The organism is Paraburkholderia sp. 22098 (genome assembly GCF_052045935.1).
In the GTDB taxonomy this organism is placed as follows: Bacteria; Pseudomonadota; Gammaproteobacteria; order Burkholderiales; family Burkholderiaceae; genus Paraburkholderia; species Paraburkholderia caledonica.
In genome coordinates, this window is sequence record NZ_JBQEPV010000015.1 from 35,666 (window position 1) to 56,794 (window position 21,129).

20 protein-coding genes are annotated in these 21,129 nt (G+C 62.6%); 12 read left to right on the forward strand and 8 right to left on the reverse strand.

Annotated elements, in window-relative coordinates:
* Nucleotides 1-112 precede the first annotated feature (112 nt).
* Nucleotides 113-1,768 (reverse strand): S10 family peptidase, encoded by a 1,656-nt coding sequence (locus ACTJLB_RS26155; RefSeq protein WP_440784971.1) that lies wholly within the window; start codon nt 1,766-1,768, stop codon nt 113-115.
* A 54-nt stretch (nt 1,769-1,822) separates the two neighbouring features.
* Nucleotides 1,823-3,382, reverse strand: coding sequence for a S53 family peptidase (locus ACTJLB_RS26160; protein ID WP_310353181.1), 1,560 nt, complete (start codon nt 3,380-3,382; stop codon nt 1,823-1,825).
* A gap of 308 nt (nt 3,383-3,690) precedes the next feature.
* On the opposite strand from ACTJLB_RS26160, the gene ACTJLB_RS26165 reads away from it, so the two are divergent.
* On the forward strand, nt 3,691-4,200 hold the full coding sequence (locus ACTJLB_RS26165) for a DUF1993 domain-containing protein (RefSeq protein WP_020068520.1): 510 nt from the start codon (nt 3,691-3,693) through the stop codon (nt 4,198-4,200).
* 82 nt (nt 4,201-4,282) lie between these two features.
* Here the strand turns inward: ACTJLB_RS26165 and ACTJLB_RS26170 are convergent, their stop codons facing one another.
* Entirely contained in the window at nt 4,283-4,603 is a 321-nt protein-coding gene (locus tag ACTJLB_RS26170; RefSeq protein ID WP_131320797.1) for a YnfA family protein, read from the reverse strand.
* Between the two features lie 172 nt (nt 4,604-4,775).
* Between ACTJLB_RS26170 and ACTJLB_RS26175 the strand changes: the two genes are divergently transcribed.
* Entirely contained in the window at nt 4,776-4,949 is a 174-nt protein-coding gene (locus ACTJLB_RS26175; protein ID WP_020068518.1) for a DUF1289 domain-containing protein, read from the forward strand.
* 17 nt (nt 4,950-4,966) lie between these two features.
* Here the strand turns inward: ACTJLB_RS26175 and ACTJLB_RS26180 are convergent, their stop codons facing one another.
* On the reverse strand, nt 4,967-5,632 hold the full coding sequence (locus tag ACTJLB_RS26180) for a LysE family translocator (RefSeq protein WP_392394413.1): 666 nt from the start codon (nt 5,630-5,632) through the stop codon (nt 4,967-4,969).
* A 155-nt stretch (nt 5,633-5,787) separates the two neighbouring features.
* On the opposite strand from ACTJLB_RS26180, the gene ACTJLB_RS26185 reads away from it, so the two are divergent.
* Together ACTJLB_RS26185 and ACTJLB_RS26190 are read left to right on the forward strand one after the other, a co-directional pair.
* The gene (locus ACTJLB_RS26185) at nt 5,788-6,255 is read left to right on the forward strand and encodes an Lrp/AsnC family transcriptional regulator (RefSeq protein ID WP_020068516.1); all 468 of its coding nucleotides are present in this window, start codon (nt 5,788-5,790) and stop codon (nt 6,253-6,255) included.
* 67 nt (nt 6,256-6,322) lie between these two features.
* Nucleotides 6,323-6,574, forward strand: a complete 252-nt coding sequence (locus tag ACTJLB_RS26190; RefSeq protein ID WP_020068515.1) for a hypothetical protein — start codon at nt 6,323-6,325, stop codon at nt 6,572-6,574.
* A 110-nt stretch (nt 6,575-6,684) separates the two neighbouring features.
* On the opposite strand, the gene ACTJLB_RS26195 is transcribed toward ACTJLB_RS26190, so the two are convergent.
* Complete coding sequence (locus ACTJLB_RS26195; protein ID WP_408174484.1) at nt 6,685-7,161, reverse strand: OsmC family protein; 477 nt, start codon at nt 7,159-7,161, stop codon at nt 6,685-6,687.
* A gap of 87 nt (nt 7,162-7,248) precedes the next feature.
* On the reverse strand, nt 7,249-7,599 hold the full coding sequence (locus ACTJLB_RS26200) for a hypothetical protein (RefSeq protein WP_440784972.1): 351 nt from the start codon (nt 7,597-7,599) through the stop codon (nt 7,249-7,251).
* A gap of 203 nt (nt 7,600-7,802) precedes the next feature.
* On the opposite strand from ACTJLB_RS26200, the gene ACTJLB_RS26205 reads away from it, so the two are divergent.
* From ACTJLB_RS26205 to ACTJLB_RS26230, 6 genes are all read left to right on the forward strand, one after another.
* On the forward strand, nt 7,803-9,806 hold the full coding sequence (locus ACTJLB_RS26205) for a bifunctional DedA family/phosphatase PAP2 family protein (RefSeq protein ID WP_408423871.1): 2,004 nt from the start codon (nt 7,803-7,805) through the stop codon (nt 9,804-9,806).
* A gap of 361 nt (nt 9,807-10,167) precedes the next feature.
* Nucleotides 10,168-11,490, forward strand: a complete 1,323-nt coding sequence (locus tag ACTJLB_RS26210) for a DUF3300 domain-containing protein (RefSeq protein ID WP_440784973.1) — start codon at nt 10,168-10,170, stop codon at nt 11,488-11,490.
* Between the two features lie 20 nt (nt 11,491-11,510).
* Entirely contained in the window at nt 11,511-12,455 is a 945-nt protein-coding gene (locus ACTJLB_RS26215; RefSeq protein ID WP_440784974.1) for a DUF2950 domain-containing protein, read from the forward strand.
* Nucleotides 12,456-12,658: 203 nt separating this feature from the next.
* Nucleotides 12,659-14,422 carry a methyl-accepting chemotaxis protein gene (locus ACTJLB_RS26220; protein ID WP_440784975.1) on the forward strand — a complete coding sequence of 588 codons (1,764 nt, stop codon included), beginning with the start codon at nt 12,659-12,661 and terminating at the stop codon, nt 14,420-14,422.
* A 258-nt stretch (nt 14,423-14,680) separates the two neighbouring features.
* Nucleotides 14,681-15,853 carry a sigma-54-dependent Fis family transcriptional regulator gene (locus ACTJLB_RS26225; RefSeq protein ID WP_088175391.1) on the forward strand — a complete coding sequence of 391 codons (1,173 nt, stop codon included), beginning with the start codon at nt 14,681-14,683 and terminating at the stop codon, nt 15,851-15,853.
* 84 nt (nt 15,854-15,937) lie between these two features.
* Complete coding sequence (locus ACTJLB_RS26230; RefSeq protein WP_440784977.1) at nt 15,938-17,740, forward strand: NAD(P)-binding domain-containing protein; 1,803 nt, start codon at nt 15,938-15,940, stop codon at nt 17,738-17,740.
* A gap of 55 nt (nt 17,741-17,795) precedes the next feature.
* On the opposite strand, the gene ACTJLB_RS26235 is transcribed toward ACTJLB_RS26230, so the two are convergent.
* Nucleotides 17,796-18,647, reverse strand: coding sequence for a LysR substrate-binding domain-containing protein (locus ACTJLB_RS26235; protein ID WP_020068506.1), 852 nt, complete (start codon nt 18,645-18,647; stop codon nt 17,796-17,798).
* 121 nt (nt 18,648-18,768) lie between these two features.
* On the opposite strand from ACTJLB_RS26235, the gene ACTJLB_RS26240 reads away from it, so the two are divergent.
* Together ACTJLB_RS26240 and ACTJLB_RS26245 are read left to right on the forward strand one after the other, a co-directional pair.
* The gene (locus ACTJLB_RS26240) at nt 18,769-19,473 is read left to right on the forward strand and encodes a haloacid dehalogenase type II (RefSeq protein WP_440784978.1); all 705 of its coding nucleotides are present in this window, start codon (nt 18,769-18,771) and stop codon (nt 19,471-19,473) included.
* A gap of 18 nt (nt 19,474-19,491) precedes the next feature.
* The gene (locus tag ACTJLB_RS26245; protein WP_440784979.1) at nt 19,492-20,280 is read left to right on the forward strand and encodes an aldolase; all 789 of its coding nucleotides are present in this window, start codon (nt 19,492-19,494) and stop codon (nt 20,278-20,280) included.
* Nucleotides 20,281-20,282: 2 nt separating this feature from the next.
* Here ACTJLB_RS26245 and ACTJLB_RS26250 read toward each other — a convergent pair whose 3' ends face one another.
* Nucleotides 20,283-21,116 (reverse strand): TetR/AcrR family transcriptional regulator, encoded by an 834-nt coding sequence (locus ACTJLB_RS26250; protein ID WP_440784980.1) that lies wholly within the window; start codon nt 21,114-21,116, stop codon nt 20,283-20,285.
* Nucleotides 21,117-21,129: the final 13 nt, after the last annotated feature.

Below are 21,129 nucleotides of genomic sequence, written 5' to 3' on the forward strand. Positions count from 1 at the left end.
AAACACATTCAATACGCATGCGAAAAAAATGCTTGTCCGCCGGATGCACGGCGCGCGTTGCGATGGAGCTTCCACGGCGACGAAATGCCGCCGCGGACCCACCACCGCCCGACTACTGTGCCACGCGAGCCTGCAGCGCCCGAATACGGCTCAGTGCCTCGGTGTTCGCCACCGCCGAATCGTACATTGCCGCGAGATCCGCCTTCAACGCGGTACGCGAGCCGCCGTCGAGATAAATCATGTGGCCCGACGGATAAAAGCGCGCCGAAAGGTTCTGCCGAACCTGCTGACTGAGCAACGGCATCTGCTGCAGGTCGAGCACAGTCTGGTAGAACGGCGTGACGAAATCGTAGAAGCCGTTTGCCGACAGCACCTTGAGGTCCGGATTCAGTGCCATGACGGCGGCCAGATCGCCGGCCGTGTACAGAATCACGTTGCCCTTTTCGTCCACGCCCTTCTGAGCACCGGTCGGGTCGATATGGCTGAAGTCCCAGAACTGGAACGCCTGATCGTTCAGGTCCGTGAACGCCGAGTTCGACGTGTATTTCAACTGCTCGTTCAGATAGACGTTCCACATCGTCGTGTAGACGCCCGAGACCGCCGTCATGGTCGGATCGTTGCCGCCCGAGTTGGGATCGACCTTGCCGGCTATACCGGTTCCGATCGCGGTGACCCGGCCGTCGTATGCGCCAAGCACTAGACCTTGCGGCTTGAGCAGCGTGGTCAGAAATAGCGAATTGCCGCGGCTGTCGTACGACGCGACATCGAGGCTCCACGCAAGCAAGGTCGTCTTGTCGATGCCCGTGTATTCGGCGAGTTTCTCGACCGTCGCAGAATCGGTGGTCGGGAATTTGCGCAGCGCCGCCAGGTAGTCGGTGCGCGCGAACTGCGCGACTTCTTCAGCGAACGCGCCCAGATCGGTCGGCCGCGGCGCGATGCCGAGCTTCTTGTGATACCACGCGTCGGCGGCGGCCGTGGGCAGCGCGCCGACAGGATTGCCCGCCTGCGTGTAGTCAAGAATCGACGATTGCAGCGTAATGCCGTTCAGATCGACACCGCCTTCGTGCAGCCGGTAGGCGACGACGCAACTACGCGCCGTGCCGTACGACTCGCCGAACAGGTACTTCGGCGAATTCCAGCGGTTGTTCTTCGTGAGAAAGCGCTTGATGAATTGCGCGATCGAATCCGCGTCCTGGTCGACGCCCCAGAAATCGCGGTTCTTCTTCGGCGCGATCGCCGCCGAATAGCCAGTGCCGACCGGATTGATGAAGATCAGATCGCTTCTGTCGAGCAGGCTGTCGGGGTTGTCTTCTATCGTGTAGGGCGCGGGCGGCGTGAAGTTCGGCATCGACGTTTTGATGCGGCGCGGCCCGAACGAGCCGAGCAGCACGAATACCGCGGACGAGCCCGGTCCGCCGTTATAGAAGAAGGTGAGCGGCCGGGTTTCCTCTTTCTGGTTGTCCTGCGTGAACGCGACGTAGAACATCCGCGCGGCGGGTTCCGAACTGCTCGGATCGACGATCACGAGATGACCCACCGTCGCTGTGTAATTAATCTTTTTGCCGTCTATCGTGACCGAGTGATGCGTGATCGCGGCACTCTCGTCCGTGGCCGTTACGGAGTCGTCAGGCCCGTTGCCGTATGCAACCGGATCGAAGAAAGGCTGATCAGCCGGCTTGCGTTTCCCACCGGCCGCTGGGGGCGCGCCCGAGGTTTGAGAATTCTGCGACGATTGCGGACTAACGGACGTTGACTCTGTGCTTGTCATGATGACTCCCTGGGTACGTTCACGTCTTGTGCCGGTGCTGCGGATTCCTGCTGACTATAGTGCTCCGGCCACTTTCTGACCATTGGGGCTGCCGAGTCCCGTACAGGCGTCCCAGCCCGCCGACGCCGCGAAGCTGCCGTTGTTGCCCTGCGTGATGTCGTTGCAAACGCCCGCCGCCTTATAAAGCTTCGGGTTCACGAAACCCGCCGGCTTGCCTTTCGCCGCGTTGATGCGGGCAATCAGCGCGGCCCAAAGCGGCGCAACCGCGCTCGTCCCGCCGACCACCGTTTGTGTGCCCGCGACGAGCACGGTGTAGCCGGTCAGCGGCGAGGCGTCGCCCGCGACGTCGGGCACGCCGCGCTTCGCAAGCGGCTTCTTGCCACCCTTCGACAGCGCAACCGACAAGCCCTCCTGCCAGGCCGGCAACGAAAAAGCGCCACTCACGCCTCCGCCGCCGGCGCCGCCTTGCGGGCCGTCGTTCCAGACCACCTCATGCGTGATGGACGTACCCGATGCGCTCAGGCTCGTGCCGCCGCACGCGAGTACATACGGGCTCGCCGCCGGGAAATCGACCTGATCTCCCGCGCCCGCGCCGTCGCTCGATCCGCTATCGCCCGACGCGGCGCAGACCGTCACGCCGAGCGCGGCCGCGGTTTGCAGCACGCTGTTGAACGCCTTCAGCGACTGGCTGGTCCAGATGGATTCCGGGCCGCCCCAACTGATCGAGATGACCGACGGCTTGTTGACCGTATCGTGTACCGCACGGCTGACGGCGTCGATGAAACCCGCGTCGCTGTTCGGCGCGAAGTACACGGCAATGGTCGCGCCGGGCACGATTGCGCCGACGATTTCGATATCGAGAGTGACTTCGCCGTCGGGACCGTTAGGGTCGCCAGTCGGCTCATTGCGCGCCTGGTCGACGCTCACCGACTTCACCGTGGGCGACGGCACGCCGAGGCTCTTGAAGTACGACGAGAGGTCAGCCGGGTCATACCCGCCGCCCAGTTCGATGATGCCGACGCACTGGCCGCCGCCGTCGCCTTCGGGAAATTTGTAGAGAGACGCCAGTTCAATCGGCGTGAAAGAAGCCTGATGCGTCCGGGCCGGGCGGAACGGCGGGCGGATGCGAAAGTGCGGCCGTGCCTGCGGACGGTTGTCGAGCCCGAGCACCGCCTCCACGACGCCGTGCAGATCGTCGGGCACGTTGACCGCGCCGGTACGGCCGCGAAATTCCCCGGCCGTATGGTGCTGATACTTTTCAAGCTTGACTCCGAACGCATTCTGGAATTGCTCAACGGTTCCGGAGAGCAGCACGGAGCGCGCGGCCGGGTCTTCACGCACCACGCTCAGGCCGTGCGCAGCCGCGAATGCCTTGACTTTGGCGATGTCGTCCGGGGCTGCGCCATAGTCTTTGGCCAACGTCTCACGCGACAGCGGTTCCACGTTCGGGTCGCCTGCCTCTATGCGTTTCATCAGCGCGTCGAATTGCGCCTGCTGCTGGCGGCGCAGCATTACGAAAACCTCGATCTTTTCCGACGGATCGCAAGCTCCGATGAGTTTCGAACCTTGTTCTACCGTTCGCTCGCTTCCGGGCAGCGGGTGCTTGGTGGCCATGTGTCGACTCTCCTGTTGGCGTGACGGCGCCGGATGCACGAGGGACTGGCGGGGGCGCCCTGTCCGCTCTCTGCCCGACGACAGACGGCACGTTGCTGATTTCAAGGTGCTGCTTGCAGGACTTCGCAAACCTTCGGACCAATGCATTCGAACACAGTTCCGGCGCAGGCGGCAGTCGGCCGAATGGCTAACGCGGCGGCGCGTCATGCGCGGTTCGCGTCGCTCCGCTATGATGCTGCAGCGGCTATCCCGCCGTTACATTGCCTTACGCGCCGTCCGCGCGGGCAATCGAGGAATCAGAGGAACCCATGTCAATTTCGATGTATCAAGCATCACTGCCCGTGCTGATTCGCGGCCTCACCAATCTGCAGGCCATCCTCGGCAAGGCTCAGGCACACGCAGCCGAAAAGCAGATCGATCCGTCGGTGTTCACGAACGCCCGCCTCGCGCCGGACATGTTGCCGCTCGTGCGTCAGGTGTATATCGCAAGCGACACCGCAAAGGGCTGCGCCGCGCGTCTCGCCAATGTCGAAGCGCCCAAATACGACGACGTCGAACAGACCTTTGACGAACTGCATGCCCGCCTTCAAAAAACGATCGACTATCTGCAGGAATTCAGCCCGCAGCAGATCGACGGATCGGAGGAGCGCACAGTCACCCTGAAAATGCGCAACGGGCCCGTCGAGTTCACGGGCCAGTCTTATCTGCTGGGCTTCGTGTTGCCGAACTTCTTCTTCCACGTGACCACGGCGTACGGCATCCTGCGCCACAACGGCGTGGAACTCGGCAAGCTCGACTATCTGGGCGGGTTGAAGTAAGCGATTGGAATAGCGAATGCGCTGGGGCCGCGCCGGAATCGCGCCGCGGTGCAGCGGCACCCGGGCGCGCCGGTTCACGCGCTCAGGCGCGGGGCTGAAATGCGATGATTGCCATGCCGGCGAGCGTCACTGCGACGCCGGCTGCGTCCCACAACGTCGGCCGCACCTTGTCGACGCACCATAGCCACAAGATCGCCACCGCCACATACACGCCGCCGTACGCCGCATACACGCGGCCCGCGGCGGTGCCGTGCAGCGTGAGCAGCCAGGCGAAAAGCGCGAGGCTGAGCGCGCCCGGCACGAGCAGCCAGACAGAGCCGCCCTCTTTCAGCCATCGCCACGGCAAATAGCAGCCGATAATCTCGGCGACGGCGGTAATCGCATAAAGCAGAAATGTTTTCATTGAAGGCGAAGCATGTCGGTGGTGTTCGTGTCATCGCCGGCCGGACATGGCCGCTGAATGAGCGCTCCATCGGCGCTCTATCGGCTTTATTAACACAATCACTTGGCGCGCAGGCATGCGTCATGCGAAAGTCCCCTCACCTCCTCTGCCCTCCACAACCTGTCCACCGGCTATGAGCACAGCATCGCCCTGTATCGACATCTGCAAATTCGACAGTGAAACCGGCTTTTGCATTGGCTGCTTGCGCACCCGCGACGAATGCAAAACCTGGAAGAAGATGAAAGACAAGCACCGCAGAAAAATTATCGACGACCGTTCGCGCCGCGAACGCAAGCTGAACCGGTAGAGCCGGTCGAATTCGTGTCAATCGAGAGAAAGTCGCAGTGCGAATCCGATCAGCGCCGCGGAGAAGGTCCAGCGCTGCAACGTTTGAGCAAGCGGGTGCGCGCGCATCCATCCCGCGATCCGCGCGGCGCCGATCGCATACGTGAGGTCGAAGCAAAAGCCGACCGCGAGCAGCACTGAACCCAGCTCGATCATCTGCAACGCAACGGGCCCCGCCTCCGGACGCACGAATTGCGGCAACAAGACCGAACAGAACAGCAGCGCTTTCGGATTCAGCAGGTTGGTCAGCAAGCCCTTGACGAACGCCGCCCTCAACTGTCGCATGCCTGCTGTCGCCGTTGCGTCCGTCGGGCGGTTAGCTTCGTCGCGCGCCGCGCCGTCTTCTGGCAACGCGAACATCGGCGAGCGGAAAATCTGGATGCCGATCCACGCGAGATAAACCGCGCCGCCATAACGCACCACGTCGTACAGCCACGGCGCGTTGCGCAACAGCGCGGCGGCGCCACAGGCGGAGAGCGTGACGTGAGTCGCACGCGCCAAACCGAGTCCGCAAGCCGCCGCAAAGCCGCTCCTCACACCGCGTCCGATACTGGTTTGGAGGATCAGCGCCATGTCGGGCCCGGGCACGGCATAAACGACCAGCAGCGCGGCAATATAGACAGCAAGAAGGTGTGCGGAAATCATGGGAGCCTCATTGTTTCGAGGCTCTATCTTGCTATTGTCGACGGAGGTTTTGCTGGCGAATTTCTAGAGTCGTGGCTGGGAATTTGGCGGAATGCGCTAACATTGCGCTGTTTCCGCCAGCTTCCCACTAAAACCCGAAAAGCGCACGCCAACCCATGTCAACTGACCTCGACAAGACCGATCGCGCGATCCTCGCCGCGCTGCAAAAAGACGGCCGCATGTCGAACGCGAAGCTCGCCGAACTGGTCGGACTGAGCGAAACACCGTGCGCGCGACGCCTCAAGCGTCTGGAGAACGACGGCTACATCGGCCAGTACCGCGCAGTGCTCGCACGTTCGGCGCTCGGGTTCGGCGTGGTCGCATTCATTCTCGTGCGCTTCGCCGTGCACGACAAAGATCTGGCCAACCGCTTCGAGCGCGAGGTGCAGGCCATACCGCGGGTGATCGCATGTCACAACGTGTCGGGCAGCGCAGACTACATCTTGCAGGTGGTGGCGCGCGATCTGGACGACTACGGCAGCTTCATGCGCGACCAGATGCGCAGTCTGCCGGGCGTGACGTCGGTCGAATCGGCATTGTCGTTGCGCGAAGTAAAGGCCGACGGCGGCTTGCCGCTATCGTGAGCCCGAACGTGGCATAGTCACGCCATTTCACGCGGCGCACGCCGCACCCACGAACACGGAGTACCGAATGGACAACACCGGCAACATCGATCACGACAAAGCCCGCGCCGAAGAGAGCGCTGCAATGGAGCGCGTATTGACCGCGACGCAACGCGTGAAGACAGCGTTTGCATCGTTGCAATCGCAATTTCCGCCGGCCGGCAGCGGCAATCCTTCGCAATTCGCGCTGCAGACTTTCGACGCCGCGTTGCAGGAACTCGAAGACGCGCAGGCCGCGTTCGACGAACTGCTGGGCGATCTGCTCGACGGCAATCGCTAATGCGCTGGGAATGCCCCCGTGCGGTAGCGGCTCAATAGGCGCTTGATAGCGCGGCAAAGGTCCGCTAGCTTCCGCTGGCTTGCAGCCAACAGCGCCCGGCAATAGATCGCTCAGTCCGGGCTCGTCTCGATCACCGGCTCGCACAGAATCGGAAAGTTCACCGAGTTCGCGATATAGCACTTCTCGTGCGCAACGTGATGCAGGCGCCGCGCGAGTTCCACATCGCCGCCCGGCTGAATCACGACGTGCGGGCGCAAAACGATCTGCGAGAAGCGCCCTTGTTGCGGACTGTCGAGCATGGTGCCTTCGGCGTGGTCCTGGTACTGCACCACGGCAATGCCGGCGTCCGCGCACAGATGCAGATACCACAGCTTGTGACAGGCCGAAGCGGATGCGACCAGCAAGTCTTCGGGGTTCCACCGCTTTGCGTCGCCGAGAAACGCGGCGTCGGACGAGCCTGGAATCTCGGGCTTGCTTCCCGCCGCAATCACATGATCGCGGCTGTAGTCGCGATATCCCGAGGTGCCGCTGCCGAGGTTGCCTGTCCACTGCACGGAGACTTCGTATTTGTGCTCACCGTATGCCATGGGCGCTTCCTGTAGTCGAATGAACCGGTTGGTGGAACGCCCATTTTAAGCCGGCCGCGCCAGTCAATCCGGCCCTCGCGACTCGATCTATCGCGGCGCCGGGGGCCTTCCGCTCAGGCTCGGTACGCGCGGATCGGGGTTCTGGTTCAGGCTCGTGCCGTTCGCACGCATGTTGTTCGGCACGCGGCCCGCGCCGGCACCCATCACGCCGATCCTGCCAGTTCCCGCAGCACCTCCCGGCGTTGCGAGGCCGGGCGTGGGGGCCAGCGTCGTGCCCACTGCTCCGCCGCCATTGACGCTTCCTCCCGACGGTGTAGCGCTCAACCCGCCAACGCCCGCGCCCGCGCTGCCCGACTGCGCGCAAGCCATTCCACTAAAGCCGGCGACGCATGCCGCGATCAGCACCGTCCGCCTCACACCGCCAGTTGCGATTTTCATCTGCTGCACTCCGTTAGGTAACGCGCCCCTCGACCAGTATGACGAACCGTTGCCCACTTCGTTCACCGCCGTCACGGGTTCTACGGGACGCCCTACCCAAGTCCTCACTCGAGCCGACGCCCGCGAAAAGGACAGCTTGGGCAATAGAAACGCTCCGTGCGCGTTATGATCGATCGTTACGCCATAACGGCTGATCGCGCACAATGGAGCAAGCCTACCTTCACCTCTTGCATCAGCTGGCCGGCCATCCGGAATGGATGCTCACGGTTGTATTTTTCGCGGCCTTTCTGGAGTCGGTCGCGGTCATCGGTACCTTCGTTCCCGGCAGCACCGCAATGTTTCTTGCGGGCGCATTGACCGGCACCGGCTCGCTGAGCCTCGGCTGGGTCCTTGCATGGGCAATCGTCGGTGCAATCGCCGGCGACGGCCTCAGCTTCTGGCTCGGCAGCCGCTACAAGAAGCGGATCGTCAAGCTTTGGCCCTTCTCCCGACATCCCGAAGTGCTCGAAGCGGGTTACCGCTTCTTCGACAAGCACGGCGCAAAAAGCGTGGTGCTCGCGCGCTTTGTCGGACCGTTGCGCGCGATCGTACCGGTGGTTGCCGGCATGCTCGGCATGTCGCCCGTGCGCTTCTACGCGATGAACGTGCTCTCGGCGCTGCTGTGGGCACCGGCGCATATCCTGCCGGGCGTCGTGTTCGGCGCTTCGGTGCTGCTCGCTGGGGCCGTCTCGTTCCGGCTCGTGGTGGTCCTCGCGCTGCTCGTGGGCAGCGTCTGGCTCAGCTACCGCGCAGCGGCTTTCCTGCTGTCGCACGCCAACGCGTGGTCGAACGCGGCTGGGCGGCATCTCGGCAGCTGGGCTTGCCGTCATCCCGGACCGCTTGGCCGGGTCGCGCGAAGAATGCTGGACCCGCAAGCGCCGGATGCCACCAGCGTCCTGCTGGCGTCGCTGGTCGTGCTCGTGTGCGGCGCACTGTTCTTCGGCGTGCTTCATCAGGTGATCACCGGAGATCCGCTCACTCATGTCGACGAGTCCGTGTATCGCTTCATGCAATCGGTGCGCACGCCGTGGGGCGACACGGTGCTCGCCGCTCTCGCGACGCTGGGCAGCAGCGCGACGCTCGCCGCGCTGATAGTCACCGTTACGCTGTGGATGCTGTTGGAGCGCCGCTGGCGCACCGTGGGCTACTGGCTCGCGGCCGTCGTCTTTTCGCAGATGCTGATCTTCGCCTTGCAGTTCGCCATGCAGCGCGCCGCGCCCAACGCGCTCATGACGAGTACCTACGCGTTTCCGAGCAACCACGTGGCGGCCACGGTCATCGTCTATGGGTTTCTTGCGTTCCTGCTCGCGCGGCGGGTCGGCATGCTCGAAGGATTGCTGGTGGTCACCGCGAGCACGCTCGTCGTAACCGTGGTCGCGCTTGCGGGCGTGTACTTCGGCCGCTACTGGGTATCGGATGCGATTGGCGGCGCCGCGCTCTCGTACGTGTGGGTGGCGATCGTCGCGCTTACTGCGATGTTGCGTCATCCGGAGTCGCCACCGGCGCGCAGCTGGATGCCGGCAATCGTCCTCGTGGTGGTGCTCGCCAGCATGGGTCTGCAGTCGGGTCTCGGCATGATGACGCCGCCCGGCACGCCAGCGCCTCTGCCGCTCGCACGCGTGACGCAGCAACAATGGACGCTCTCCGTGTGGAAGCACTTGCCGTGCTATCGCTCGGACATGGGCGGTGACCGCAAGGAGCCGCTCACGCTGCAATGGGTCTCGGATGGCGACGCGATCCGCCGCCAATTGCGCAGCGAGGGATGGCTCGAAGGCACCGACGTGTCCGCCCATAGCCTGCTCTCGCTGGCCTCGCCGGACGTGCCCGCGGTCGCTCTGCCCGTCCTGCCGAAGCTGAACAACGGAGTGCCGTCGTCGCTCGTTTTCATGCGTCCCGGCGACACGCGCGCCGAGCGCGACGTGTTGCGCTTCTGGCCGAGCGGTTATGCGGTCGGCGACGGCGCGGCAGCCGTGCCGCTGTGGGTCGGCGCCATTGCGCATGAACGGCTATCGCATTCATCGTGGCCGCTCAACATTCTGCGCGTCGATAAACAGGTGTCGCCGTTCGAGACTCGCGTGAAGTTCGTCGAAGGCCTCGGCGTCGGGGTTGTCGCGACGGTCAGCTGTCATGGCGTGCCGGTATCGCTGCTTGGCTCCGTCGCAGAGTGACCCACGTCAATCGAACGACGCGTTGAGGCGAGCGCTGTATTGCATCGCAGATAGAAAAACTCAGGACGAAACGCAAGCAGACAATTCGACGTGTCTGTATTTTCACGACCTCCGGTTTTATGTCCTGAAGCAATAGATAAATTGTTCTCTTAGGTGATCGTTTCGCCAACTTCAACCTGAATATATTTTCCCGCGCATTGAAATTCCATATAAAAGCCGGTTAATAATCTGTCCATTGGCGCACTACCGGACTTCAAAACGCGTGCATGAAATGTTTCCTTCAGACGCCATGTCTTTCGGAGTCCGATATACGTTGTACGCCGTAATGAGTTGACGCAGCTTCGAATAGGGAGAGTTCATCGTGAAACGCTCACGCGCAAACCAGAGAGCGACGCTGATCGCCCTCGCCATGCTGGCAGGTTTGCCGGTCATGCTTCAGGTCGCGATTCCCGCGGCTCATGCGCAAACCGCAGCGAATGTGTCGAAGCAGCAACTCGATTCGCTCACCGCGCCAATCGCGCTCTACCCCGACGCACTGCTCGCCCAGGTGCTGATGGCATCCACCTTTCCACAGGACGTCGGGGCCGCAGCGGCCTGGTCGAAAGCAAACTCCAACATCAAGGGCGACGACGCGGTCAAAGCGGTCGCAGCAGAGCCGTGGGACCCGAGCGTGCAATCACTGGTGGCCTTCCCCCAGGTGCTTGCCACAATGGCCTCAAAGCCAGACTGGGTCGCGCAACTGGGCAATGCGTTTCTTGCGCAGCCGAACGACGTGATGGACTCCGTGCAACGGCTGCGCAAGCAGGCGCAACAGGCGGGCAATCTGAAGACCTCCGAGCAACAGAAGGTTATCGTCGAGCAGAGCACGATCCAGATCGTGCCGGCCAATCCGCAAGTCGTGTACGTGCCGACGTATAACCCGACTGTGGTCTACGGTGCGTGGCCCTATCCAGCGTATCCGCCCGTGTATGTACCACCGCCTCCAGGCTATGCGGTCGCGAGCGGACTCGCCGCGGGCCTTGCGTTCGGCGCGGGCATCGCGATCACGAGCGCGCTGTGGAGCGACGTCAACTGGAACAATCACAGCGTCAATATCAACGTCAACCGGTACAACAACGTGAACGTCAACCGGCGCCTCGATGTGAACAGCAACACGACCCGGTGGAACCGCGACACCACGTTCAACCGGAACGCCTCCGCGAATATGGGTAGCGCTCAGCGCGACGCTTACCGGGGGCGCGATATGTCGGCATCTCGCGCGCAGGCGCAACAGACCTTGCAGAACCGCACTGGCCAGAATCTGGGCGGGAGCGCGAGCGAGCGTTTGCAGGGTATCCAGCACGGCGGCGCCAACGCGAGCAATGTCCGGTCGAGCGCACAGAATGTAAATCGCGACAATGCGCTACGCGGCGCCGGCAACGGCGCGGCGGCGCAGCAGGACATGCACCGCGGGCAAGAAAGCCGGCAAGCACAAGCCGGCGCACGCAACGGCTTTGGCGGGGGCGGGCAAGCGCGCGGCGGCAGCCCGGGTGCTGGCGGCGGTGGGCAACCTCGCGGCGGCGGTTTCGGAGCGGGCGGCGGGCACCCGCCCACTGGCGGCTTCGGTGCGGGTGGAGGCGGACAGCCGCACGGCGGCTTTGGTGCGGGCGGCGGCGGACAGCGTCACCTCGGCCGCCAACGTTGAACGATACCCAGGAGCCGCTCATGAACCGCATTCACTCGATCCGCGTTTTCCTAGCGAACGCCGCCGTACGGCGCTCATCGCATCGTCTTGCCAGCGCTGCAATCGCACTTTCGACGCTATTGTTTTGCCCCGCACCGGCGCAGGCCCAAGCCGTTTACCCGACCCCGGAAGCCGCCGCCGACGCACTCGTCGACGCGATCGCCACCAACGATCACCCGGCGATGCAGCACGTGCTCGGCACGAACTACAACCGCTTCATTCCGACGAAGGACGTCGGCGAAGAAGACATCTACGAATTCCTTGGCGCATGGGCTGCGGGCCATCGGATCGTGGACGACGCAGCGCCGCTTCACGGCCGCCCGAGCAAGCACCTGTCGGTGGGCACGAGCGGTTGGACATTGCCGATTCCGCTCGTGCAGGCGGCCAACGGCTGGCGCTTCGATCCACCGGCAGGCAGCGACGAAATTCTGACGCGCAGGATCGGCCGCAACGAACGCGCAGCGATCATGACCTCGCTTGCGTATCTCGACGCTCAGCGTGACTACCGCGCGTCGACCGGCCACTATGCGCAGCGGCTGCTCAGCACGTCAGGCAAGCATGACGGTCTCTACTGGCCCACCGCCGAGGGCGAACCCGAGAGCCCGCTTGGCCCGCTCGCTGCCGCCATGCCGAAAACCGGCTCGTTGAGCAAGGACGGCTACCACGGTTATCACTTCCGTATTCTGACCGCGCAGGGACCGCACGCGAAAAACGGCGCACTCGACTACGTCGAGAACGGCGCAATGACGAACGGCTGCGGCCTTGTTGCGTGGCCGAGCGAGTATGGCAAGACCGGCGTGATGAGCTTCATCGTTAATCAGGACGGCCAGGTTTATCAGAAGAACCTGGGGCCGAATTCGGCGCGAGAAGCGGCAGCGCTGAAAGCGTTCGATCCCGATCCGACATGGCAACCGGTTCAGCCTTGAACGGGCCGCGAATCGTGAAACGCCGATGACGGCTGTAAGCATCGGCGCAATACATCCGGCAAATTTTGCCAGTCCCCATCTTGCCGCCCTATCCACGCACCGGCCCGTCGCGGCGCGGCTTGACGTCGTCGATTACAAACAACCTTCAGTATTCCGTCAGGCAGTCGTAAACCAGACATACGCCTTTCTGAATGCGGACGGAAATGAAAAACATCAAGGTATCGACACGATTGCAAGCCGGCTTCGGGCTGTTGACGGCATTCATGCTGGTGCTCGCCGCCATTGCCTTCTACGGTCTCTCGGAACTGGACGCGAGTCTGGACGGCATCGCTCGCGTGAATAACGAGGAAACGCGTCTTGCAAACGAGTTGCGCTCGTCGATACAGGATCGCGCCATCGCGCTTCGCAACCTCGCGTTGATCAGCGATCCGCGCGATGTTGCACAAGAGGCGGAACGCATGAAGAAGCAGGACCAGCTTTATGCGGACGCATTCCAGCAACTCTCACGTATGTTCGCCGAGCCCGGCACCGCGCCAAAGGAGCGTTCGCTGCTCGATCAGATCAAGCAGGACGAAGCCGCAGCGATGGCGCCGCAGCGCAAGGCCATGGACCTCGCACTGGCGCACGACACCGCCGGCGCGATGCAGGAACTGTTGCAGAACGCACGCCCGCCGCAGCGAGTGTGGCTCGCACGCGCAGTCGAGCTGGCGGCTCTAGAGGACCAACAGAATAAGGAAGCTCGAGAGAACGCTGTCGCCACTTATGCAAAGGTCCGCACGATGGTCGCGGTCATTGCGGCTATCGCCGTCCTGCTGGGCATTGTCACCGCCGCGCTGATCTCGCGCAGCATTCTGCGCCAGTTGGGTGGTGAGCCGAGCGCCGCGCAGGAAATGGCGGCACAGATCGCCGAAGGCAACCTCACCGTCAGCGTGCGAGTGGCACCCGGCGATCGGACGAGTTTGATGGCTTCTCTGGAGGCAATGCGCGAGAAGCTCACATCGATTGTGTCCGGCATCAAAACATCGGCAGAGTCAATTTCCGTGGCTGCCGGCGAGATCGCGCAAGGCAATCAGGATCTCTCGCAACGCACCGAGGAACAGGCCGCATCGCTGCAGCAAACCGCGGCCAGCATGGAAGAGCTAACCTCAACCGTGCGTAACAACACGGATAACGCGCGCCAGGGCAGCACGCTCGCGTCGGCGGCGTCGGCGACGGCGGCTTCGGGTGGCGAAGTGGTTCAGCAGGTCGTGGCCACCATGCAAGACATTTCTTCGAGTTCGACGAAGGTGACCGAAATCATTTCGGTGATCGAAGGAATTGCGTTCCAGACGAATATTCTCGCCCTCAACGCGGCGGTCGAAGCCGCTCGCGCAGGCGAAGACGGCCGGGGCTTCGCGGTGGTTGCGGGCGAAGTCCGCACGCTCGCGCAGCGTAGCGCGACGGCGGCAAAGGAAATCAAGGACCTGATAGAAGCGTCGGTGTCTCATGTGACAAACGGCTCACAGCTCGTTGAAAATGCCGGTCAAACGATGGGCGAAGTGGTGCGCTCGGTCAAACAGGTGACCGACATCATGGGCGAGATAGCGTCGGCATCGTCCGAGCAGACGAAGGGTATCGAGCAGGTCAACGTGGCCGTCACGCAAATGGATGAGGTCACGCAGCAAAACGCGGCGCTCGTCGAGCAAGCCACCGCCGCTGCACAGGCCATGTCGGACCAGGCGGAAAGCCTTCGTGCGGCGGTGTCGATCTTCCGTGTCGACGCGGCACAGCAGCCGGTGCAAAGCACGGCGCGCAGCGTTCGAACGAAGCCGGCGCGCGCCATTGCGACGTCGAAGAAACCCGTGCCGTCGCATTTAAAACCGGTCACGACTTTCGCAAAAGCCGCCGTGGCGTCGCCGCTGGCGCCTACGCAGCCCAAAGAACGCGAATTGCAGAGCGCAGGCGCGGACAGCTGGGAAACATTCTGAATTTTTCGCCTGATAACAAAAAACCGGCCTGCGGGCCGGTTTTTTATTGCTCCGGGCAAGCGCTCACGCCGCGTTCCGTGCGAGTTTGCACGCTGAGAAAAAAATCTCACCGGCGACGATGGTGCACTGCAGTGTGCTCTGCCGATTCGCGCGTGCTACAAACGTACCGTACGTTTCAGGCTTCGGAGACACGCGCAGGATAGCGGCGCAGAATGTCTCCAGCACCCAGTTCGCGCTGAGTTCGCCCGGAGGCTCGTCATGCCCTACGTTCCGTCAACGAGACATATCGACCGCATATGCAACGTCATAGAAGGACGGACGACGCGTGCGGGCGTCGACGGAAAGCGGCTTGCGTCGTCATATAAACGTTCGCTCGAGCAATACCACCTCGATCCGGGCGCGACCGCCGGTCCGCGCATTCTGACCGTGCCGGAATTGCGCGACGTGCAGCATCGCGAGGAATCGTTTCTGCGCGCGTCGGGCCAGTGCCTGTCGCGGCTGCACGAGATGGTGCGCGAGGCCGACTACTGCGTGATGCTGACCGACGCACAGGGCGTCACGATCGACTACCGCGTCGATAAAGACCGCCGGCACGACTTCAAACGCGCTGGGCTCTATCTCGGCTCATGCTGGTCCGAAAGCGAGGAAGGAACCTGCGGTGTCGCGACGGTGCTGCTCGATGCCGAGCCCATTACCGTGCATAGAACCGATCATTTTCGTGCGGCTTTCACCACCCTCACATGCAGCGCCTCGCCGATTTTCGGTTTGCACGGCGAATTGCTCGGCGTACTCGATGCGTCGGCCGTGCGCTCCCCCGACGACCGCGAAAGCCAGCGGCTCGTCAATCACATCGTGCGGCAAAGCGCGCTTCTGATCGAAGACGCCTGTTTCCTCAACGCGGCCGCGGATTGCTGGGTGCTGCTTGCGCATCGCAACCGCCATTACGTCGAAGCGCAGCCCGAGATCCTCATTGCGATCGACGCCCGCGGCCACGTCATCGCTGCCAACCGCCGCGCACGCGAATGCGTGCCGGCGCTCAACCAGTTGCCGCGTCACGTGTCGGAGATTTTCGACGTTCCCGCCGAGCGTCTCTTCAACGCGAAAGCGGGCCGTGGCCTCGTCTCGCTGAGACTGGGCGACACCGGCTCGCCGCTCTATGCACGCGTCCGTCAGCCCTCCGCCGCGCGGCTTGCGCGAAGCAGGACGGCCGCGCCGCGAGAGAACAGCAATAGCAGTAACGCTGATAGTGCCGCGCCGCACGCTGCGCCGGTTCTGTCCGATAGCGACGCGCTCGAACGCCGCCGCATCGTCGATGCAATGAACGACGCGAAGTGGCGCACCGAACTGGCCGCGCAAGCGCTCGGCATGTCCCGCGCAACCTTGTACCGGCGGATTGCGAAGCTGCGCATCCTGCCGCCGCACAAGTGCTAGCGGCGCTGCCCCGATTCCCCTAGCGGGCGTAGAACCCGCGCTACCAATGAAGTCCGACTATCCGTTTCAAATGGAGGAGCAACCATGTCTGAAAACACTGCAAATCAAGCGATATCCCAGGTGCTGGAAAGCCTCGAAGCCGCGCTGAAACGCGGCGACACGCAGGCCGCCGTCGACCTGTTTCAGCCGGAGTGTTACTGGCGCGATCTGGTCGCGTTCACATGGAACATCAAGACGCTCGAAGGCCGCGAGCAGATCGCCGCGATGCTCGATGCGCAGGTGGACGCGATCAAGCCGTCGAAACTCCGGCTTGCAGAGAACGAAACAGCGACGCAGGCCGACGGCATTGCGCAAGGCTGGATCACTTTCGAAACCGGAGTCGCGCGAGGCAGCGGTTTCATTCGCCTGAAGGACGGCCTCATCTGGACGCTGCTCACGACCATGGCGGAACTCAAGGGGCATGAGGAGCCGAAAGGCCCGAAGCGGCCTATGGGCGCCGAGCACGGTGCGCGCCGCGACCGCACGAGCTGGAAGGAGCGGCGCGAGGCGGAACTCGACGCACTCGGCACCTCGGAAGAGCCGTATTGCCTGATCGTCGGCGGCGGGCAAGGCGGTATAGGACTGGGTGCGCGGCTGCGGCAGCTTGGGGTGCCGACCATCATCATCGACAAAAACGAGAGGCCGGGCGACGCATGGCGCAAGCGCTACAAGACGCTCTGCCTGCACGATCCGGTCTGGTACGACCATATGCCTTACCTGCCCTTTCCGGACAACTGGCCGGTGTTCACACCGAAGGACAAGATCGGCGACTGGCTCGAGATGTATACGAAGGTCATGGAGTTGAACTACTGGGGCTCGACCGTGTGCAAATCCGCACGCTACGACGAGGCCAAGGGCGAATGGATCGTCGAAGTCGAACGGGAAGGCCGCAATCTCACGCTTCGGCCGAAGCAACTCGTGCTCGCCACCGGTATGTCGGGCAAGCCGAATATCCCGAGCTTCAAGGGCATGGACGTGTTCAAGGGCGAGCAGCATCATTCGTCGCGGCATCCCGGTCCGGACGCGTATCACGGTAAGAAAGTCGTCGTGATCGGGGCGAACAATTCGGCTCACGACATCTGCGCAGCGCTGTGGGAAGCAGGCGTCGACGTGACCATGGTGCAGCGCTCGTCCACGCACATCGTCAAATCGGATTCGCTGATGGAGTTCGCGCTCGGCGATCTTTATTCGGAGCGCGCGGTGGCGGCGGGCATGACGACCGCGAAGGCTGACCTGACCTTTGCGTCCATACCGTATGCGATTCTTCACGAGTTCCAGATTCCGGTCTTCAACGCAATTCGCGAACGCGATGCGGCGTTCTACGCGCGGCTCGAAGAAAGTGGCTTCATGCTCGATTTCGGCGACGACGATTCGGGTCTGTTCATGAAGTACCTGCGCCGCGGCTCCGGGTATTACATCGATGTCGGTGCGTCCGAACTCGTCGCCGACGGCAAGATCAAGCTGAAAAGCGGCGTGGACGTGGTGGAACTGAAAGAGCATTCGGTGCTGCTCAGCGACGGCAGCGAACTCCAAGCGGACCTCATCGTGTATGCAACCGGCTACGGTTCCATGAACGGCTGGGCCGCCGATCTCATCTCACGCGAAGTGGCCGACAAGGTCGGCAAGGTGTGGGGACTCGGCTCGAATACAACCAAAGATCCAGGTCCGTGGGAAGGCGAGCAGCGCAACATGTGGAAGCCCACGCAGCAGCAGGCGCTGTGGTTTCATGGCGGAAACCTGCATCAGTCGCGGCACTACTCGCAGTATCTTTCTCTGCAACTGAAGGCTCGCATGGAAGGCATTCCAACGCCTGTGTTCGGATTGCAGGAAGTGCATCACCTGTCGTAGGCGTCGAGCAGTCGGGCCGGTTTTTCAGTTCTTGTTTGTCATTCCGCCGGCCCTTCTACGCCTCCATCTCCGCCAGCAGGAAGTCGACCAGCGCGCGCTGATGCACGTTGAGCACGCCGCCGGAGCTGACAAGTGCGAGCTCGGTCGGCGGCAGAGGCGGAAAGCCGCTGCATACGCGATGCTCGGGCAGTACCGCTGTAGTCGGCAGAACGGAGATGCCGAGCCCAGAAGAAACTGCCGCCTGGATACCCGTGAGGCTATGGCTTCCGAATGCGATTCGCCAGCGGCGATGCGCCTTGTCGAGACCCCGGATTGCGCGCTGCCGGTAGACACAGCCTTGCGGAAATAGCGCGAGAGGCACGGGTTCGTCTGACGACTCCTCCGGCGCTGGCGCATGCGCGCCTCGCACCCAGACGAGCGACTCCGGCCATGAAGCCAGACACTCGCCGCTCGCCGGCTCGCGTTTGACCAGCGCGATCTCGATCTCACCGCCCGAGAGCCTGCGTTGCAGTTCGGCGCTCATGCCGGCCACCGTTTCGAGCCGCACCCCTGGTTTCGTCTTGACGAAGCCGGACAACATCGCCGACATGCGGCGCGCGTCGAAATCTTCCGGTACGCCGATGCGAAGCGGCGTGACCGCGACGTCGCTCGTCAACGCATCTTGTGCTTCCTGCGCCAGCGCGAGCAGCCGCCGCGCGTATTGCGCGAGCAGTTCGCCGTGCTCGGTTGCCGTCACCTGATTGCCGGTTCGGTCACGCATCAGCAACGTGCGCCCGACGAGTTCTTCGAGCCGCCGAACCTGCTGGCTCACCGTGGACTGCGTGCGATGCACGCGCTCGCCCGCACGCGTGAAACTGCCTTCGTCGACGACGCAAATAAGCGTATTCAGCAGGTCGAGATCAAGCATGGCGGACTCGCTTCGTTATTTAAGATGCAACTGACGTCGAGAGATTAATTTAATTTTCAAATATCTGTCAATGTGCTTAATCTGACGTCATTCACAGATCTACTTACGTCGGAGTCCATTCATGTCACTGCACAACACCGCCCGCCCCCGCTGGCTTACGTTCGACTGCTACGGCACGCTGATCCAGTGGGACGAAGGCTTGCAGGCGGCCGTCCGCGAAATTCTCGAAACCAAGCACGGTCACGACGTCGATCCGGCACGGCTCATCGCAGTGTACGACCGGCACGAGCATAGGCTCGAGCAGACTGCGCCGCATCGCTCGTTTCGCGAGGTGGCAGGCGCTGGGCTTCATCTCGCACTCACGGAACTCGGGCTGCCCGCTGACGAACGCGATGTCCGCACATTGACTAACCGCATCTCCGCCATGCCGCCATTTCCGGAAGTGGTCGACACCTTGCAGAGACTGAAGGAAGATGGCTACCGTCTGTGCATCGTGTCGAATACCGACGACGACGTCATAGCCGGCAACGTTGCCCAACTCGGCGGCCATATCGACCGCGTCATCACCGCTCAGCAGGCGGGCGCCTACAAACCCGCGCGAAGGCTGTTCGATTACGCGCATGAGCAACTCGGCGTGACGCGCGACGAGGTGGTGCATATCTGCGCGAGTCCGCATCTCGATCACGCGGCCGCTCGCGACATAGGCTTTCGCTGCGTGTGGATAGATCGCGCAACAGGCCGCACGCTGCTGCCCGACTACACACCCGATGCAACGCTCTCCACACTCGATCAGGTACCGCCGCTTTTCGCTTCGCTCGGCTGGTGACTTTCAGGAACTACGACCATGGCGCACACGCTTTCATCCATTGGCGCGACGAATCCGCAGCCGACGTTGCGGCTCGAATCCGACGCCATCAACGAAGCACGAATTCAACTCGCGGCATGCTTTCAACTGGCGTCGCAATACGGTTTTGAAGAGGGAATCTGCAATCATTTCTCGGCTGTGGTGCCCGGGCACGACAACCTGTTTTTCGTCAATCCTTATGGTTATGCGTTCTCCGAAATCACGGCGTCACGGTTGCTGGTTTGCGATTTCGACGGGCATGTCGTAGCCGGCCAAGGCCAGCCGGAAGCAACCGCGTTTTATATTCACGCACGTTTGCATCGATTGAAGCCGCGCGTGAAGGCCGCGTTTCACACGCATATGCCAAATGCCACGGCGTTGTGTCTGCTCGAAGGTCCGCCGCTATTGTGGCTCGGGCAGACAGCACTCAAGTTCTATGGCCGCACCGCAGTCGACGAGAACTACAACGGACTCGCGCTCGACGATTCGGAAGGCGATCGCATTGCCCAGACGATCGGCGATGCGGATATCCTGTTCCTTAAAAATCACGGCGTAATGGTCGCGGGCGCGAGCATTGCAGAAGCGTGGGACGACCTCTACTACCTGGAGCGCGCCGCGGAGGTTCAGCTAAAAGCGATGAGCACCAATCGACCACTCAAAGCCGTGCAGCACGACGTGGCGCAGCGCACTTATGAACAGATGCGCGCCGGCGACAAGGAGAGCGCACGCGCTCATCTGGACAGCGCAATGCGCGAACTGCGCAGGCGCGCAATCGCATTCGACCAATAGAATTACTTGCGCGCCCGGTGCGCTGCGGCGACTGCGTCCAGCCCCGCCATGACGAAGCGCACGAAGTCTTCGACGAGCGCATTCTTATCTTTGGCAACGGCGGGCAGCAACGCTGCCTGCGCCTGCCGCGGCGCAATCATCAACGCAATGCAAGGCAGCACGGTGAACATCACCGCTCGCTGCACAGTCGGCTCCTGCGGATTCAACTGCAATACGTCCCCCATCAAACCGAGCAGAACCGCAGCTTTCGGCCGCACCGCGTTTTCGATGAGCGCCGGAATAGCGGGCGACGGCGACAGCATCTCGCGCAACATCAGCATGAATCCCCACGGCGCGCTCGTGCTGGTGGACAGGCCGACGAATCGCGAGATCACCGCGCGCAACTTGTCGCGAGGGTCGCCCGCCCTTTCTGTCAGTGCGGTCAGTTCATCGAGGCTCACCACCTGACGATGCGCCTCCACGAGTGCCGCCTCGTATAGCGCCTCGCGACTACCGAAGTGATAGTTGACGGACGCCATCGGCGTGCCCGCACGCTCGCATATTTCCTTGCTGGTGGCATCGGAGAAACCGCGCGCTGCGAAAACCTGCCCCGCAATGTCGAGCAGATGCTGGCGTGTCGCCGCTCCGTCAGGCCGGCTCGCGCGCTTCGCTGCTTTCGGCGGTGGCGGCGTCTCACGCTCGTTCGATTGCTTTGCGCGAGACTTAGCGTCGGGCTGCACTGCCCGCTTCGTCTGTTTCGTCTGTTGCGTCGCTCTCGTCTGCGTTGTTCCCTGCGCTTTTCCAGCCTTCTCTTTACGGTCGACGCGCCCTGCGGTCGTCACTGGTTTTGTTGGCATGAGTCAGTTCCGC

Coding starts and splice junctions, on each gene's coding strand:
- ACTJLB_RS26200 (WP_440784972.1), bottom strand. CDS start 7,599: ATGAAAATCGCAACTGGCGGTGTGAGGCGGACGGTGCTGATCGCGGCA.
- ACTJLB_RS26225 (WP_088175391.1), top strand. CDS start 14,681: ATGCCCTACGTTCCGTCAACGAGACATATCGACCGCATATGCAACGTC.
- ACTJLB_RS26220 (WP_440784975.1), top strand. CDS start 12,659: ATGAAAAACATCAAGGTATCGACACGATTGCAAGCCGGCTTCGGGCTG.
- ACTJLB_RS26185 (WP_020068516.1), top strand. CDS start 5,788: ATGTCAACTGACCTCGACAAGACCGATCGCGCGATCCTCGCCGCGCTG.
- ACTJLB_RS26165 (WP_020068520.1), top strand. CDS start 3,691: ATGTCAATTTCGATGTATCAAGCATCACTGCCCGTGCTGATTCGCGGC.
- ACTJLB_RS26230 (WP_440784977.1), top strand. CDS start 15,938: ATGTCTGAAAACACTGCAAATCAAGCGATATCCCAGGTGCTGGAAAGC.
- ACTJLB_RS26180 (WP_392394413.1), bottom strand. CDS start 5,632: ATGATTTCCGCACACCTTCTTGCTGTCTATATTGCCGCGCTGCTGGTC.
- ACTJLB_RS26240 (WP_440784978.1), top strand. CDS start 18,769: ATGTCACTGCACAACACCGCCCGCCCCCGCTGGCTTACGTTCGACTGC.
- ACTJLB_RS26160 (WP_310353181.1), bottom strand. CDS start 3,382: ATGGCCACCAAGCACCCGCTGCCCGGAAGCGAGCGAACGGTAGAACAA.
- ACTJLB_RS26155 (WP_440784971.1), bottom strand. CDS start 1,768: ATGACAAGCACAGAGTCAACGTCCGTTAGTCCGCAATCGTCGCAGAAT.
- ACTJLB_RS26190 (WP_020068515.1), top strand. CDS start 6,323: ATGGACAACACCGGCAACATCGATCACGACAAAGCCCGCGCCGAAGAG.
- ACTJLB_RS26215 (WP_440784974.1), top strand. CDS start 11,511: ATGAACCGCATTCACTCGATCCGCGTTTTCCTAGCGAACGCCGCCGTA.
- ACTJLB_RS26250 (WP_440784980.1), bottom strand. CDS start 21,116: ATGCCAACAAAACCAGTGACGACCGCAGGGCGCGTCGACCGTAAAGAG.
- ACTJLB_RS26235 (WP_020068506.1), bottom strand. CDS start 18,647: ATGCTTGATCTCGACCTGCTGAATACGCTTATTTGCGTCGTCGACGAA.
- ACTJLB_RS26245 (WP_440784979.1), top strand. CDS start 19,492: ATGGCGCACACGCTTTCATCCATTGGCGCGACGAATCCGCAGCCGACG.
- ACTJLB_RS26205 (WP_408423871.1), top strand. CDS start 7,803: ATGGAGCAAGCCTACCTTCACCTCTTGCATCAGCTGGCCGGCCATCCG.
- ACTJLB_RS26170 (WP_131320797.1), bottom strand. CDS start 4,603: ATGAAAACATTTCTGCTTTATGCGATTACCGCCGTCGCCGAGATTATC.
- ACTJLB_RS26175 (WP_020068518.1), top strand. CDS start 4,776: ATGAGCACAGCATCGCCCTGTATCGACATCTGCAAATTCGACAGTGAA.
- ACTJLB_RS26195 (WP_408174484.1), bottom strand. CDS start 7,161: ATGGCATACGGTGAGCACAAATACGAAGTCTCCGTGCAGTGGACAGGC.